Source organism: Microbacterium sp. EST19A (assembly GCF_019969685.1).
Taxonomy (GTDB): domain Bacteria; phylum Actinomycetota; class Actinomycetes; order Actinomycetales; family Microbacteriaceae; genus Microbacterium.
In genome coordinates this window covers 37,038-51,599 of sequence record NZ_JAHXYZ010000006.1, presented here as the reverse complement: position 1 = coordinate 51,599, position 14,562 = coordinate 37,038, and the positions used below count along the sequence as shown (strand labels likewise).

Below are 14,562 nucleotides of genomic sequence, written 5' to 3'. Positions count from 1 at the left end.
CTCATGCTGAAGAAGCTCGCGATCGCACTCATCGGACTTGTGTTCCTCGCGCCGACACTCGGACTCGTCGCGGTCGGTCTGGTCACAAACCTCGCCGTCATTGCGTGCCTCGCCTCGACGGGTCTCACCGTCGGCCCCATTCCGGATTCGCTTGTGGTGACGACGGCGAACGGAGGGACCTTCACACTCAATCGGCAGCAGCTCACTCACGCGGCTACGATCATCTCTGTTGGGTCGCGGATCGATGGCGTCACGCCCGATGGCGTCCAGATCGCGCTCATGGCTGCGCTCACCGAGTCAACGCTGCGGCAGCTGGCGAACACGAGCACCTACCCAGAGTCCGGCGACTATCCGAACGATGGAAACGGATCCGATCACGATTCGCTCGGTCTGTTCCAAATGCGCCCGCAATCCGGATGGGGATCGGTCGCCGAGTTGATGGATCCGGAGTATCAAGCTGCGGCGTTCTTCGGCGGACCGACGGGACCGAACTATCCCTCCCCGCGTGGCCTGCTCGATATCCCCGACTGGCAGAACTTGAGCAAGGGCGAAGCCGCGCAAGCGGTTGAGGTAGCCGGATTCCCCGACCGGTACAACAACTACGAGCCGGTCGCCGAAAAGATCCTCGCGACTCTCACTAGCGTCACCTCGCAACTTGCCGGGAGCACTCCTGCGCCGACCGCGAGCGCTGCGGAGTCGGCTCGCGTCGTGTTTCCATTGCCGGAGGACACCTGGGTACTCACCGGCAACTTCGGCCCGCGAGTCGACCCGTTTACCGGAGAGAGCGCCTTCCACTCCGGCACCGACCTCGCTGCGCCGGATGGAACGCCGATCCTCGCGGCCGCGGACGGAGTCGTCACAGTCGCCGAGTCCTCCGGCGGGTACGGCGGGCTCATTGTGATCGAGCACCGCATCGACGGCGTCACCGTTGCGACCGCGTATGCGCACATGTGGCAGAGCGGCATCCATGTCACCGTCGGCGAGCACGTCATCGCCGGTCAACACATCGGCGACGTCGGCTCCTCCGGGCGCTCGACCGGCGCACACCTGCACTTCGAAGTCCGTCCAGGTGGCACGAACGCCGAAGCAGTCGACGCCGCAAAGTGGCTCAACGACCACGGCGCCGCAGACCTCCCAGAGCCCACCGCAGGCGTCGGGTGCTCGGCACTGGGAGGGGGCCAGTGATGAACGTGTTCCCCGACTTCGGTGGTCTCGGCGGTATCGATGACCTCAACGTCGCCATCGGTGCTGCACTCACGATCATCCTGATTGTCGCCGTGCTCATGATCATGATCTGCGGGATCGTCTGGGCGATCGCTACTTCCACCGGCAACCCCGCGCTTGCGGCGAAAGCGCGCGCCGGGGTCTTCGTCGCGGTCGGTGCAGCGGTACTCGCTGGCGGGGGCGTGTCCTGGGTGAACTGGCTCATCAGCGTCGGCGAACAGCTGTGACCTCATCGCCCCGTGTGCGGCTCGGCATGCGACTGGTGGTGAGGCGCTGCGCACCTGGCTCTCGCCCATCTTTCCCCTACCGCCCGTGGCGGTGTTCATGCCAAGGAGCCACCGTGTTCGAACTCATCGCGACCGCCCTGCCGATGGACATCGACATCACTCCCAACGACTCCGGTCTCCCCGGGATCGCGCAATTACGCATGATCGTCGGCGCGGTCATGACGGTCGGGCTCGTCCTGTCCGTGCTCGCGCTGATCGTGGCCGCGATCGTCTGGGGATTCGGGTCGAACTCGTCGAACCCGCACCTTGCCTCACGAGGCAAAGCCGGCGTGCTCATCTCCTGTGGTGCTGCGGTCATCTGTGGCGCGTCCGTGACGTTGATCAACTTCTTCTGGAACGTCGGACAGCAGGTCTGAGGCCACTCGGTCGCAACCCGTTGGGAGCCCCGCGATGAGTGTCTGCGATATCCCCGTCATCTCCACCGTGTGCGATGCCGTCGGCGAAGGCGCGGCTTCGCTGGTGTCTGCCCCGTTCGATTGGCTCGCCGCCACAATGGGACAAGCTGCCGGATGGCTCATCGAAGCCATGTGGACCGTCTTCGACAGCACCACTCTCGTCGACGTCCAATCCTCCAGTTACCTCGACGTCTACAACCTGCTCTTCGGCATCAGCGTCTTCATCGTCCTGCTGTTCTTCTGCTTCCAGCTGATCCTGGGACTCATCCGGCGCGAACCCGCTGCGCTTTCCCGCGCCGCGCTCGGAGCTGCCAAAGCAGTACTCGGTTCCTTCGTTGTCGTCACGCTCACCGCGACTGCGCTGGAGATCGTCGACCAACTCTGCGTCGGCATCGTCCACGCCGCAGGGGAAACGACAGAGACCATGGGCGACAAGATCGCGCTCCTAACCGCAGGCCTCACCACCATCAACATCGCGGCTCCCGGCGTCGGCGCGATCATCACGATCTTCCTCGCAGGACTCATGATCTGCGCGGTCGCCATCGTGTGGTTCTCACTCCTGATTCGCAAAGCCCTGCTGTTGGTGGCCATCGTGCTCGCGCCCATCGCGTTCGCGGGCGCGGCGTGGGATGTCACCCGCGGATGGATCGGGAAGTGGGCGGCGTTCGTCGTCGCGCTGATCATCTCGAAGCTCGTACTCGTCGTCGTATTCCTCATCGCGATCACGCAGATCTCGACCCCCATCGAGGCAGACCTCGCTTCCGTCACCGAGCCGATCTCAGGCATCGTTCTGTTGTTCATCGCTGCCTTCGCGCCATACATGGTCTACCGGTTCATCTCGTTCCTTGGCTTTGACCTCTACCACGCGATGGGGAGCGAACAGGAAGCCAAGAACGCCATCAACCGGCCCGTCCCGGTGCCGTCGAACCCGCAGGGCGATGGTGTCAAGAAGGTTCTCGACGGCGGGTCCGGCGGCGGTCCGAGCACCACTCCCCCCGCGAACACTGCACCGAGCACGACGGCGTCGGCTGGCGCCACCCCCAGCGGCACTGCGGCCGGCCCGAGTGCGGGCGCTGGAGCCGGAGCTGGAGTAGGTGCCGGAGCTGGTGCGGCTGCGGGGCCCGCTGCAGCCGTCGTCATTGGCGCCGAAGCCGTCAAGGGCGCTGCTACTGCTGGACCGAAGATCGGTCAGGGCATCGGTGGCACCGCCGAGACAGTTGCGGCGAGCGCGGGAGACCCGGGGACTCCGGCCCCCGCAGCATCCGCGACCCCTGTGTCGCCTTCCACACCGCAGCCGTCGGCCCCGAGCGCAGATCCCGCTCCGCCCAGTCGGCCGCGACCGCAGCCTCCCGGGAAGGAATGACGCATCATGCCGAATGATCTCGACGACCGACGAGCCGGAGACCTCGTCCCGGTGAAGTTCTCTCGATTGACGCGACGGGGTGTCCTCTTGGGCCTGTCGCTCTCACAGCTAATCGCCCTCGGAATCGGCATCGGCACGCTCGTGTGGGCGTTCTACGCAGGAGGCGGCATCCTCATCGCCTTCTCCGCTCCGGTCTGGGCCGCCGCGGCCTCGGTGGCATGGATCCGTATCGCCGGGCGCGCGATCGTCGAGTGGATCCCCGTCGTCTTCTGGTGGTTGTGGAAGACCACGGGCGGGCAGCTGCTCTATCGTCGACGCGTCGTGAAGCCGCGCCCTGCCGGATCGCTCGCGCTTCCTGGCGACATGTCGCGATTGCGTGAGTACGATGATCCCGCCACCGGTGCCGGGATGGTGCATGACCCGACCGCCGCAACGCTCACGGCGATCGTTTCGCTCTCGCATCCTGCTTTCGTGCTCCTCGACCCTGGTGAGCAGGAACGTCGAGTCAGTTGTTGGGGACGTGTGCTCGCGACCGTGTGCCGGTCCGGTCGAATCTCGATGCTCCAGGTTCTGGAGCGCACCCTGCCCGACTCCGGGACGGGCCTCGCCGAATGGTGGGCCTCACATGGCACGGCGGATGTATCGTGGGCCTCGACCACGTATGCCGAACTGATCGAACGTGCCGGGCCTGCCGGAGAACGGCACGCCACCACACTGTCCCTCTCCCTCGACATGCGCGCAGCGTCACGGCAGATCCGCACGGCCGGTGGCGGCATCCGCGGTGCCGCTGCAGTGCTTCGCCAAGAGATGTCCACGCTGGTGGCCGCGCTGCGCTCCGCCGACCTCTCGCCATCTTCATGGCTCTCGTGCGGGGAGATCGCGGTGATCCTGCGCTCCGCATACGACCCCGCAGTCGCAGCGACACTCGAACGCCACGGTGAGCTCGGGCAGTCGCTCGCGGCCGCGGGACCAGTGGCTGTGAACGAGTCGTGGTCGAGGCTTCGCACTGACTCGGCGTTCCACGCGGTGTTGTGGATCTCGGAGTGGCCGCGGTCGATGGTCTACCCGGGCTTCCTCGCACCGCTGTTGCTGTCGACGGGAATCCAGCGGTCTTTCTCGCTGCTGTGCACGCCGATGCGTTCTGATCAGGCAGCACGCGACATCAGGAAGAAGAAGACCGAGTACATCTCGGACGCAGCCCAGCGCCAGCGGATCGGCCAGATCGAAGATGCAGCGCAGACGGCGGAGTTCCAGGACGTATTGCAACAGGAAGCCGATCTCACCGCCGGACACGGCGTGCTCCGCTACACGGGGCTCATCTCGGTCTCAGCGCGCACCGCGGACGACCTCGACGCCGCGGTCGCCGCGATCGAGCAGGCCGCGATTCAGGCTTCCTGCGAGACGCGGCTCCTCGTCGGCCAGCAGGCGCAGGCGTTCACCGCGGCGGCGCTGCCCCTCTGCCGGGTCGTGTGAGCATCAACCGACGTGGAAGTCGAAATCCTTCGGCTCGCCGTGCTCACTCCACCGAATGCGAAGGACGTCTGGGGCGCCGCCGCCCATATGGTGGAACACGTTGAGGCGTCGAGTCTGGCCCGCATGGATCACTGTGGGCGTATCGCCATTGACCAACATCATGCTGGAATGTTCGCCCACGACCTCGAAGAGGACATCAGTTGCGTCTTCGTCGCCAGAGTTGGTCACCTCGATCCAATGACGATTCGAGTATCGCGGCTTGCCCTTATTGTCGTAGCTGCTAATCTCCCGCTCCTGCATCGGCTGGGCCGAGAACCGTACGCCGCGCTTCGTTGACAACAAAACCGGCACTCCAAGATCGAGCTGAGCGATGTCGAACTCGATCGCTTTCCAGACCTCATGGCCCAACTGCGCTGTAGTAGCGAACTCACCGAGCAATCCGCGCTGACTGATCTGTGCACGGAATTCACGAAGCCCGTCCAGCTGACGCGTGTCTACGTCGTTGGGAAGCGCGGCCGTAGAGAAGTAGAGGTGCACTGGCTTACCGCTACTCACAGCTCGTTCGATCTCCTCAACAGTCCCGGAGACTGCGTCCGGAGTTGGAGAGCCAAGGCGGCTTCCAAAGATCGCGAAAACGATATCTGACTCATCGACTCCCTGTGAGTTGATGAGCGACTGAGGGTGGCCGCCCAGCACGGGCACTGAGGACGTTTCCCACCTCCACGGCAGCATCATCAGCAGCTTGTTCTTGGCGTTCGCGTTGTTCCAGTCGTTGATGGCCGCTTCGACGGCATCACGCGCATCGGGGACATCGGAAGGTGAAGCGATCATGACTCGGAGAACGCAGGCGGTAAAGCTCATACCTCCAAAGGTATTGGGCGCCCCCGACAACGGCCCGGAGCGGGGTGCCCACCTCCTTCTCAATTCAGCCCGACACATCCTTGGAGGCCGAGATGCCAACGTTCTACGATCCCGGCGCCGACGCCGGCGAGGTATCCGAGGCGTTGCGCAGGCTCGCGTATGCGACGCGCACGTTCGAGAATCCGCAAGACATTTACGGCGTGCTCGGCGACCTCCTATCGGGCGTGCGGTCACTGCGGCAGGTTCTCGATCAGCTAGCTGCCGTACATGGCGACAACCGCTTTCGCGCGTTCAATGACCACGGAGACCACGCGGCCGGGTCGAGGAACGCACTGGCGGCTGCTGATGAACTGCACCAGGCCGCGAGCTTCATCGACCAAGCCGAAGACCGACTAAACGTCGCAGCATCCGCAGCAAGTCGTGTCGCCTGGCTCGATTCTCCCGCGCCAGCCAACGCCTCAGCGCAGCGTTGGCTCAGTGTCATCTTCCTGCAAGGCGAAGAAGCTGACGAGGTGCTCGACATGATCGACGCCGACGGTGCCGCCGCGGGGCTGAATCTTCTGAAGAGCTGGGACCATGGCGACGAAACCACGAGCGCCGCGATGGAGAACGGCTACGTCTACGACGTACCCCCGAGCGGCCCGCTGGAGAACGAGACCCGCGAGGGCGATTATCACCTTGCGTACAGTCACAGCTTCGAGCACGTCGCGCTCTATCGGCTCCATCACGTCGAGCCGATAGACGCGCTGCAGGACGATTCCCGCCGGCTCGGCGGACGTTCAGCGACCCAGCAGCAGCCGGCGTCGTGGTTCGAACCGGCGAACATCGCGGCTCTCAAGCAGCAGCGGAGTTTGGGACTGTGAATCGGGATGACGCCGCGCGACTCCATACCTCGGTGCTCGTCGCTCCGGAGTACGAGAAGCCTCGACTGCGCAAGCAGCGCCAACGAGCCGCCGTGAAACTGCGGACTGACCAGCAGCACGCTGAACGACACGAAGCCCACACGAAGCACCTCGCAGAGCTGGCCGAACGCCGGGCCACCACGTACCTTCCTGCCGCCGGTGAGCCCGGCCCAGCGCAGCTCCGATCACCGGGGAGATTCCGCTTGCCTCGGCATCAAGACACGTCAGCGACCCTCGCTCGTGCTTATCCATTTCTTGCTGAAGGTGGGCTCGGACCCGACGGAGTCTTCGTCGGGCAGGATCTGTACTCCGGTGGATCCTTCGTCTACGACCCGTGGGTGCTGTACGCCCGCGGCATCATCACCGCTCCGAACGTCGTGCTCGCGGGCATCGTCGGATCTGGCAAATCCAGCCTGGCCAAAAGCCTCTACACGAGATCACTCCCGTTCGGGCGCCGCGTCTACGTGCCCGGCGATCCGAAGGGCGAACACACTGCTGTCGCCGAGGCCGTGGGCGGACAGGCCATCGTGCTCGGGCACGGGCTCACGACGCGACTGAATCCCCTTGACGAGGGATACCGGCCCGCGGGCATGAGCGACGTGAGCTGGGCGTCCACGGTTGCTTCCCGTCGCCGGGACTTGATCGGAGCACTCGCGGAGACGGTGCTCACTCGACAGCTCACACCGCTGGAACACACTGCTATCGATACCGCCCTGACCGAGGTCGTACGCAGCAACGACATCCCGATCCTGCCGATGATTGTCGAACACATCCTCAACCCGACCTCGTACGCCGACCCCGACGGACGTCTCGCCGAGGACGGGCGCCTTGTCGGTCACGCTCTCCGACGCCTGGTCGCCGGTGACCTCGCCGGGCTGTTCGATGGCCCGTCGACCATGGCCTTCGACCCGACCCTGCCGATGATCTCGCTCGATTTGTCGCGAGTGACGGAGAACTCGACGCTGATCTCGGTCCTCATGACCTGCTCCTCAGCGTGGATGGAGTCCGCGCTGCTCGATCCTAACGGTGGTCAGCGCTGGTGCATCTACGACGAAGCATGGCGCCTCATGTCCCACCCGGCACTACTCCGTCGAATGGACGCGCACTGGCGACTTGCACGCCACTACGGGATCGCGAACATGCTGATCTTCCACAAGCTGACAGACCTAGAGAACGTCGGAGATCAAGGCTCCGCGATGCGCTCCCTGGCGAATAGCTTGCTGGCCAACGCCGAGACGAGGATCATTTACCGTCAGGAATCCGACCAGCTCGGCGCCACCGCGCGAGCGCTTGGGCTCACCGGCACCGAACAGAAGCTCCTTCCGAGCCTCGGGGTCGGCCAGGGGCTGTGGCGCATAAAGGACCGATCCTTTGTGTGCCAGCACCAGCTCCATCCAGCCGAGCTTGAGCTCTTCGACACGACGGCGCGCATGACCGGCTGACCCGACACGAGGAGCCGCTCGCGCACCTGCGTGGCATGAGCAAACGCAGCGCAGGAGGATTCCCGTCCGAAGCGTTCGTCAACTTTCCACTCGCCAGCATCCGCGTTGACGAGGGAGGCCTGATGCGCGTCACCTATGACGGACGCAACTTCCCGCCTCCGAACGCAGGCACCGAATGGAGTCGGGCGCAGTTCGGTGAACTACTCGATGCGCTCTCTGACCACCGCACTCGCACCATCCGCGTCGAGGTAACAGAGCACGACGGTTCCGTCTTCACCGACATCATCCACGCCACAAGACGCGAGCACACAGACGTCGATTTCCCGGCGCCTGGTGTGACGCGGCGAGCGCGACATCGTCCGACCCACCAACTCTTCGAGGTCCGAGGATCCGGGTTCATCCCCGGCGAGGACATCACCGTTGCTCTCTCAATCTCCGGCGCGGAAGCCTCGGCCGATGGGACCGCTCGTGCCGTCTTCGATCTGAGCCAGCTGGTTGGCCACCGGTCGGAGGTCCTCCTCATCGGCCGGGTCTCGGGCGTCATCATCTCGGAGTTCGTCTCGTCATGAGTACCCCGCATGCGCCAGGCCGGGGCCTCGGAGACGAACTCACCAACGCCCTGATAATCGGGCTGGTCGCGTTGTTCGGCGTCGCCGCGGTCTTTCGTGGCGCGGGGTCCGTGGCTGCTGCGCTCGCTGGAATCGAGCAACCGCGAGTCGGGATCAGTGGCGGCGTCAGTGTTTTGTTCGACCCTACCGATCCCGCCGCGGCGCTCGAGGCGCCGGGGCTCAATGCGGTCCTCTTCTGGGCCGTCGCAGCGCTCATGCTCGTGCTAACCGCCGCTGCATTCGGGTCGGCCTGGGTGATGCTACGACGCCACTCGAACGACAACAATGCTGACCCGCGTCGGCTGCGGGGCACCGCCAGCGTGCACGAGGTCGCGTCCAGTGCATCCGTTAAGGCGCTCCTCAGCCGTGCTGGCGCGCTGCGCCCGTCCCTTGACCATCCCAGGCCCGAGGATGTGGGCTATCTGCTCGGACGATCGCATGGCAAGCAGATCTGGGCGAGTGTTGAGGACTCTATCCTGCTGATCGGGCCACCTCGATCTGGCAAGGGTCTGCACATCGTCATCCCGGCGATCCTCGATGCGCCCGGAGCGGTCGTCACGACGTCAACCAGACCCGACAACCTCACCGTGACTCTCAAAGCGCGCCAGCGGATCGGTCCTGTCGCGGTCTTCGACCCCCAGCACCTGGCCGCAGGCATCCCCGCAGGTCTGAGATGGTCACCTATCCGCGGGTGTGAGAATCCGCTCACCGCGATGATCCGTGCCACTGGCCTCGCTGCCGCCACCGAGCTCTCGTCTGGCGGCGTTGAGGGTGGAGGGTTTTGGGAGGGCAAGACCCGTATCGCGCTCCAGGGCCTCCTGCACGCCGCGGCGCTCGATCATCGAAGCCCGAGGGAGCTGTTCCGGTGGACACTCGACCCCGCCGCAGCGGCCGAAGCTGTCGCGATCCTGACCGGCTCGCCGCTGGCTGCGACCGGGTGGGCCGAATCGCTGGAGGCCATGCTTGATGCCGACCCACGCACGCGTGACAGTATCTGGCAAGGCGTATCTCTCGCGCTTGCCGCACTCGCCGATCCCAGAGTGCTGGATGCCGTCAGCCCGTCCGAAGACGAACACTTCGACCCTGAGCAGTTCCTCCTCAGCCGCGGCACGCTGTACCTGCTCGCTACCGGAGCTGGCGCCGGAAACAGCGCTGCGCTCGTCGCTGCGTTCGTCGAAGACGTCGTCGAAACCGCACGTCGGATGGCTGCGCGATCACCTGGCGCACGGCTTGATCCACCGCTCTTGCTCGCACTCGATGAGATTGGGAACCTCGCTCCCCTGCCATCACTACCCACACTCATGGCTGAAGGTGGCGGCACCGGCATCACAACGATGCCCGTGCTTCAGTCACTCGCTCAAGCGAGAGACAAGTGGTCGGAGAACCAGGCTGCCGCGATCTGGGACGCCAGCATCTCGAAGATTATCCTCGGCGGCGCATCCAATTCACGCGACCTCCAGGACCTTTCCACGTTGATCGGCGAGCGGGACGAGTTCACCGACTCCGTGACGCTAGGCGACCACGGCTCACGCTCCAACCAGCGCTCCGTCCGCCGTGTCCCGATCCTGCCGCCCGACCGCGTCCGCACGCTCCCGTTCGGCGCCGGCGTCATCTTGCTCCGATCGGCTCCACCGATCATTGCAGACCTGCATCCATGGCCAAAGCGCGCTGACGGCGAGAAGCTCCGGCTCGATCGCGCGGCCGTGGAAGCGCTCATGGAGGGCCCCACGACGAATCAGACCGCTCCGGGGAGGGACGCGCACCTACCTGACGCAGTGGCCGAACAAACCCGGCCACCTGACCAGATAGGGAGTTAATCATGTCGATCCACACGCAAGAGTCCGTCTCGGGCTTCGTCGCCTCAGAGCCGCAACTGACGAACTCCACCAGCGGGAACCCGCGCCTCTACTTCCGCTTCGGACAGGAGCACTTTCGTCGCGAAGAGGACGGTACCTTCACACAGTTGGAGACGAGCTACCACCACCTCGTCCTGTTCGGACGCTCGGCCGAACGCACATCCGCGAAGTTCGCCAAGGGCGACAACTTCCTCGCCGAGGGATACCAGCGGCCTGTGAGCTACGAGCGCGAAGGCCAGACAGTCGAAAGCGAAGAGTTCGTCGCGAAGCGCATTGGTCACGACACCGCACGCACCCGGTACGACGTCGACCGGTCACCTCGAGGTGCCGACCGGAACCGCGCTGCCAGCGAGCCTAGTCGTGCGTTCGACCCCCGAGCGCAGCCAGCCGTGAGCAACGCCCCGTCCCTCGGTCGCTAATCCAACGGGAACGTAAACCATGAACGACGACAACACCCTCAACGTGGGCCCTGAGAGCATGCACGCTGAGCCGTTTGAGCCCGATCTCGTTGCGGAGCCACCGCACCCGATCAACTGGAACTTGCTCACCTCGCACGACCTTGAGCCAGAACTCCTCGAGCTCAACCGCTGGGTGAACTGGCTCCGGCTGGAGTATGGCATCCCGGCGGCAGTGATTCCGCCGCTTTGGCACCGCCATCCAGAGCTGATCTGGGAACTGTCAGCGCTCCACCTGCACTGGCTCTGCGCCTACGACGCCGAACAAGACGGATCGGCACCGCTGGGCTGGCATCGCGACTTCGCGGATGCTCGCCAGCGTTTGCGCGATTGGGTCACGGTCAGTGGCACCCGCCTCGATCGGGACCGTCCGACGCGGCAGGCTGTCTGGCCGGGGGAAACCCGCACCGTCGACATCGTCGAGCATGTCATCGCTGACCGAGACGCCGACTTCGTCGAGTTCGTCATCGAACAGGTCGAAGCGCGCCAGGCCGCAGAGGATGCGTTCTTCGCCACCATCGACGAACGCACCGGCGAGATCCCTGACTGAGATCGGTCGGGCGTTCAGGCCGCGACAAGCTCGACGGCTGCGTTCGCCCGGACACGCGCCTCGCGACGGCCTCGCGACGCCGAGCACGGAGCAGGAGCACCACGGCGACGGGTCCCGTCACGATGAACTTCATCGCGTTCCACAGGCACAACAGGATGATGAGGTTCAGCCACCCTGGGGCGCCATCACTGATCGCCGCGGAACACAGGCTGGCCGCGATCAAGTAAGGCACCGCGAGGAGCATCGCGGGTACGCCCCACTTGAGTCCGCGGCGACGCCGGATGCGGCCAAGAACGATGTTCGTAGGTGCGCACCGCTGCAGGACAGCATGGATGAAGGTACAAACCGTCCAGATCGAACGAATCATGATGGGCCCCTCGTCACACGTCGTTCTCCGTCGAGGAAGCAGCATGTGTGTCGAGTGCCCGTGGAGGGCCGCCCCGAAAGGCCTGCAGAGTTGTGAACCTGCTTCGCGTTCCAGGGTACGCCTGCTCTTCAGGAACCAAAAGGGCTGATCCTGCTCACCTTCCTATCGAGATCTCAATGCCCAGGAGGCCGTCATGCCCACGCTCTCGCACCTCGCCAAGGATGAGCGGGCTGCCCGTATGGTGCTCGCGCTGATCGACGCTCCCAACGACACCGTGACCGGTGGTCTCCTCATGAAAGTCGGCGCGGTGGAGCTGATCTCCCTCATCGAGCGCGACTCGTCGATCCCGGGTCTGGATCGGGTGGAGGCCGCGGCGTGGCGACATCGCTTGCGATTGACTGCGAACCCTGATCATTTCGAATCGCGCATGGGCTCAGGAGGCGACTACCGGGTGCTGATCCCCGAGGATTCCGAATGGCCAACGGCTCTCAACGATCTCGGGGCACGGACCCCGTACGCGCTTTGGACGCGGGGACGTACTGAACTCCTCACCGCACCGCTCGCCCAGCGCATTACGGTGACGGGTGCACGGGCGGCAACTGGCTATGGTGTTCACGTCGCCGAGGAACTCTCCGGAAACCTCGCCGAGAGCGACAGACTCCTCGTCGCCGGTGGTGCTTACGGAATCGAGGGATCCGCACATCGCGCGGCACTCACGCACGGAGACAACACAATCGCGGTTCTCGCTTCTGGCCTCGACCGCGCCTACCCCGTTGGTCACGCAGACCTGATCGAGAGCATCGCACACCGAGGGCTTGTGCTCACTGAGGCGCCACCTGCCTCCGCTCCCACACGGCAGCGGTTTCTCGATCGTTCACGCATCCTCGCCGCGATGTCGGGAGCGACCGTCATCGTTGAAGCGGGATTCCGCTCGGGCACATTGCAGACGGCGAGAGAGGCTTCACTCCTCGGACGGTTCGTCGGCGCCGTTCCGGGACCGGTGACGAGCGCTGCCAGCGCCGGCACGAACCATCTCCTTCAAGACGGTCGCGCCCGCGTCGTCACCTGCGGACCCGATGTCGTGCGAATGCTAGGGGAGAGCACGAGCGACCCCGAGCGGAATGTGATCCGCCAGGGGGCGCCTCATGTCGTCTCGCCAAACACTCGAGTGTTGTAGCGGTCATCCCGCCGTTGGGATCTTTACAACGAGACTCCGCCGCAGCTCGACCAGGTCGACGCGGATGAGGCGTCCCACCCGGTATCCCCGGACGGTGCCGTCGGAGATTCGACGTCGGATCGTCTTGACCGAGACGCCCAAGCTCTCAGCCGCGATCGCCAGGGAGACCAACCCGGTGTCGTGCTCCTCGGAGCGAGTTCGAACAGTCATGGCGCTACCTCCCTGTGGGTGGACTCGTGTCACTTCACAGGTGTCCGCGGCTGTCCGCCTAGGTCTCCTCATCCTCCTTCAGCGCGCAGGCGATGTCATCGGCGACCCGGTCGCTCATTCGATTCGCCAGCTCGCGATCACGGTCCATGGTGGCGTGCTGGTACCGCAGTACGATTCGAATATCCGCGTGCCCGCCCCGACGCATCAGCTCAGCAAGCGTCGCACCTTCCTGAGCAAAGAGTGTCAAGCCCGTGTGCCGCAGGTCGTGAAAGCGGAAGCGATGCGGCAAGCCGTCGACGCAATCTCGCGCGTCGGCCCAGACGTAGCCCCAGCGAGTATTCGAGAGCGGCACACTGCCCCTGACGCTCGCCGGAACGACCGGCGCTTTGGCTTCGGCGGCGACGTTGTCATCCAGGTGTTGCTTGAGCCGAACGGTCATGAGCCTCGGGATGCTGAGCGACCGTTTGCCTGCATCGCTCTTGGTGTCGGTGTAGTCGCCGGTGTTGGCGTTCAGCTGACGACGCACGTGCAGGGTTGCGCTGCCGTCATCGTGCCACTCGATGTCGCGCCGTTGGAGTCCGAGGCACTCCCCGCGACGCAGCTGGCACCAGGCGGCAAGCGGCACCATGATCGCCCACTGCTCGGGAACCGCCGCGTAGAGCGCCTCGACCTGCCTGGGCGCCACGACATCCTCACCTTCGTCGTGGTCAGAATCGTGACGCACCGACTCCTGACGCGGAATGGAGACGCTCGGTGCCGCAGGGATGATCCCGTCACGGGCCGCCTGGCGCAAGATCATCATGAGCACAATCAGCACCGGCCGCGTGATCCCGTTGAATTTCGACTTCGGATTCAATGGCGCAGGGATCCGGTCGAGTCGCTGCGTCATCGCTCGGATCCGGCCCACGTCGATCTCCCTCACCGGAGTGTCACCGAACTCCGGAATGAGGTAACCGCTGACCTTGCTCTGATACGAGCGGACGGTTGCGATTGCCCGCATCTTGCCGCTGCGATTGCGCTCTGTCTTGATCGTCTGCACCCATCGCTCCGAGTACTCCTCGAACCCCATCGACCGCGCTTTCTCAGCAGCGGCTTCGGCGCGATTCTGTGCCGCTACTGCCGCTGGTGGGTACCACTGGCCGAGCGAGATCTTGGTGTGCACGGCGGCAAGCCATGTCCGCGCGTCCGTCTTCGTGAGGAACGTCAGTGCTTTGTCGCCCTCGGTCCGAGCCGTGTACGTCGCTCCGTCAGGTCCGGGATAGCGCGCTTGCCAGCGGCCAGAAGGGAGCTTGCGCAGGCTGCCCCACGACTCTCGCTTCGATGCACTCATCGTGCCCTCCCGTGGACTCGAACGGACGAGCGTGGACCGGCGTGCCACTCCGTGCCACTCGA

14 protein-coding genes and 1 pseudogene are annotated in these 14,562 nt (G+C 64.8%); 12 read left to right on the top strand and 3 right to left on the bottom strand.

What is annotated here, in order from left to right; all coding sequences use genetic code 11:
• Positions 1 to 3: 3 nt before the first annotated feature.
• From LC452_RS21440 to LC452_RS21420, 5 genes and pseudogenes are all read left to right on the top strand, one after another.
• Positions 4 to 1,161 (top strand): annotated as a pseudogene (locus tag LC452_RS21440) (M23 family metallopeptidase); the annotation flags it as partial.
• A gap of 23 nt (positions 1,162 to 1,184) precedes the next feature.
• Positions 1,185 to 1,451 carry a DUF6112 family protein gene (locus tag LC452_RS21435; RefSeq protein WP_223628926.1) on the top strand — a complete coding sequence of 89 codons (267 nt, stop codon included), beginning with the start codon at positions 1,185 to 1,187 and terminating at the stop codon, positions 1,449 to 1,451.
• Between the two features lie 143 nt (positions 1,452 to 1,594).
• Positions 1,595 to 1,867 (top strand): DUF6112 family protein, encoded by a 273-nt coding sequence (locus LC452_RS21430; RefSeq protein ID WP_223629009.1) that lies wholly within the window; start codon positions 1,595 to 1,597, stop codon positions 1,865 to 1,867.
• A 34-nt stretch (positions 1,868 to 1,901) separates the two neighbouring features.
• Positions 1,902 to 3,269 (top strand): type IV secretion system protein, encoded by a 1,368-nt coding sequence (locus tag LC452_RS21425; RefSeq protein ID WP_223628924.1) that lies wholly within the window; start codon positions 1,902 to 1,904, stop codon positions 3,267 to 3,269.
• Positions 3,270 to 3,275: 6 nt separating this feature from the next.
• Positions 3,276 to 4,742, top strand: a complete 1,467-nt coding sequence (locus LC452_RS21420) for an SCO6880 family protein (protein WP_223628923.1) — start codon at positions 3,276 to 3,278, stop codon at positions 4,740 to 4,742.
• A gap of 3 nt (positions 4,743 to 4,745) precedes the next feature.
• Here LC452_RS21420 and LC452_RS21415 read toward each other — a convergent pair whose 3' ends face one another.
• Positions 4,746 to 5,603 carry a DUF4062 domain-containing protein gene (locus LC452_RS21415; RefSeq protein WP_223628921.1) on the bottom strand — a complete coding sequence of 286 codons (858 nt, stop codon included), beginning with the start codon at positions 5,601 to 5,603 and terminating at the stop codon, positions 4,746 to 4,748.
• A gap of 92 nt (positions 5,604 to 5,695) precedes the next feature.
• Between LC452_RS21415 and LC452_RS21410 the strand changes: the two genes are divergently transcribed.
• The 7 genes from LC452_RS21410 to LC452_RS21380 all read left to right on the top strand — a co-directional run bounded on the left by LC452_RS21410 (position 5,696) and on the right by LC452_RS21380 (position 12,960).
• Complete coding sequence (locus tag LC452_RS21410; protein ID WP_223628920.1) at positions 5,696 to 6,466, top strand: hypothetical protein; 771 nt, start codon at positions 5,696 to 5,698, stop codon at positions 6,464 to 6,466.
• Entirely contained in the window at positions 6,463 to 7,947 is a 1,485-nt protein-coding gene (locus LC452_RS21405) for a VirB4 family type IV secretion system protein (protein WP_223628918.1), read from the top strand. Before LC452_RS21410 ends, LC452_RS21405 begins: the two co-directional genes overlap by 4 nt.
• 122 nt (positions 7,948 to 8,069) lie before the next feature.
• On the top strand, positions 8,070 to 8,516 hold the full coding sequence (locus tag LC452_RS21400; RefSeq protein ID WP_223628917.1) for a hypothetical protein: 447 nt from the start codon (positions 8,070 to 8,072) through the stop codon (positions 8,514 to 8,516).
• Entirely contained in the window at positions 8,513 to 10,372 is a 1,860-nt protein-coding gene (locus tag LC452_RS21395; protein WP_223628915.1) for a type IV secretory system conjugative DNA transfer family protein, read from the top strand. Before LC452_RS21400 ends, LC452_RS21395 begins: the two co-directional genes overlap by 4 nt.
• Positions 10,373 to 10,374: 2 nt before the next feature.
• Positions 10,375 to 10,830: a single-stranded DNA-binding protein gene (locus tag LC452_RS21390; RefSeq protein WP_223628913.1), complete on the top strand. Its 456-nt coding sequence runs from the start codon at positions 10,375 to 10,377 to the stop codon at positions 10,828 to 10,830.
• 58 nt (positions 10,831 to 10,888) lie between these two features.
• On the top strand, positions 10,889 to 11,416 hold the full coding sequence (locus LC452_RS21385) for a DUF4913 domain-containing protein (protein ID WP_223629007.1): 528 nt from the start codon (positions 10,889 to 10,891) through the stop codon (positions 11,414 to 11,416).
• 560 nt (positions 11,417 to 11,976) lie between these two features.
• A complete protein-coding gene (locus LC452_RS21380; RefSeq protein ID WP_223628911.1) occupies positions 11,977 to 12,960 on the top strand; it encodes a DNA-processing protein DprA in 984 nt (327 codons plus the stop codon).
• A 3-nt stretch (positions 12,961 to 12,963) separates the two neighbouring features.
• Here the strand turns inward: LC452_RS21380 and LC452_RS21375 are convergent, their stop codons facing one another.
• Both LC452_RS21375 and LC452_RS21370 read right to left on the bottom strand, forming a co-directional pair.
• Positions 12,964 to 13,170 (bottom strand): helix-turn-helix domain-containing protein, encoded by a 207-nt coding sequence (locus tag LC452_RS21375; RefSeq protein WP_223628910.1) that lies wholly within the window; start codon positions 13,168 to 13,170, stop codon positions 12,964 to 12,966.
• A 58-nt stretch (positions 13,171 to 13,228) separates the two neighbouring features.
• Positions 13,229 to 14,500 (bottom strand): tyrosine-type recombinase/integrase, encoded by a 1,272-nt coding sequence (locus tag LC452_RS21370; RefSeq protein WP_223628908.1) that lies wholly within the window; start codon positions 14,498 to 14,500, stop codon positions 13,229 to 13,231.
• Positions 14,501 to 14,562 lie beyond the last annotated feature (62 nt).

Bases quoted from the DNA above. Each gene is read 5' to 3' on its own strand.
- LC452_RS21410 (WP_223628920.1), top strand. From the start codon at position 5,696: ATGCCAACGTTCTACGATCCCGGCGCCGACGCCGGCGAGGTATCCGAG.
- LC452_RS21415 (WP_223628921.1), bottom strand. From the start codon at position 5,603: ATGAGCTTTACCGCCTGCGTTCTCCGAGTCATGATCGCTTCACCTTCC.
- LC452_RS21370 (WP_223628908.1), bottom strand. From the start codon at position 14,500: ATGAGTGCATCGAAGCGAGAGTCGTGGGGCAGCCTGCGCAAGCTCCCT.
- LC452_RS21425 (WP_223628924.1), top strand. From the start codon at position 1,902: ATGAGTGTCTGCGATATCCCCGTCATCTCCACCGTGTGCGATGCCGTC.
- LC452_RS21375 (WP_223628910.1), bottom strand. From the start codon at position 13,170: ATGACTGTTCGAACTCGCTCCGAGGAGCACGACACCGGGTTGGTCTCC.
- LC452_RS21435 (WP_223628926.1), top strand. From the start codon at position 1,185: ATGAACGTGTTCCCCGACTTCGGTGGTCTCGGCGGTATCGATGACCTC.
- LC452_RS21385 (WP_223629007.1), top strand. From the start codon at position 10,889: ATGCACGCTGAGCCGTTTGAGCCCGATCTCGTTGCGGAGCCACCGCAC.
- LC452_RS21380 (WP_223628911.1), top strand. From the start codon at position 11,977: ATGCCCACGCTCTCGCACCTCGCCAAGGATGAGCGGGCTGCCCGTATG.
- LC452_RS21430 (WP_223629009.1), top strand. From the start codon at position 1,595: ATGGACATCGACATCACTCCCAACGACTCCGGTCTCCCCGGGATCGCG.
- LC452_RS21395 (WP_223628915.1), top strand. From the start codon at position 8,513: ATGAGTACCCCGCATGCGCCAGGCCGGGGCCTCGGAGACGAACTCACC.
- LC452_RS21400 (WP_223628917.1), top strand. From the start codon at position 8,070: ATGCGCGTCACCTATGACGGACGCAACTTCCCGCCTCCGAACGCAGGC.
- LC452_RS21390 (WP_223628913.1), top strand. From the start codon at position 10,375: ATGTCGATCCACACGCAAGAGTCCGTCTCGGGCTTCGTCGCCTCAGAG.
- LC452_RS21420 (WP_223628923.1), top strand. From the start codon at position 3,276: ATGCCGAATGATCTCGACGACCGACGAGCCGGAGACCTCGTCCCGGTG.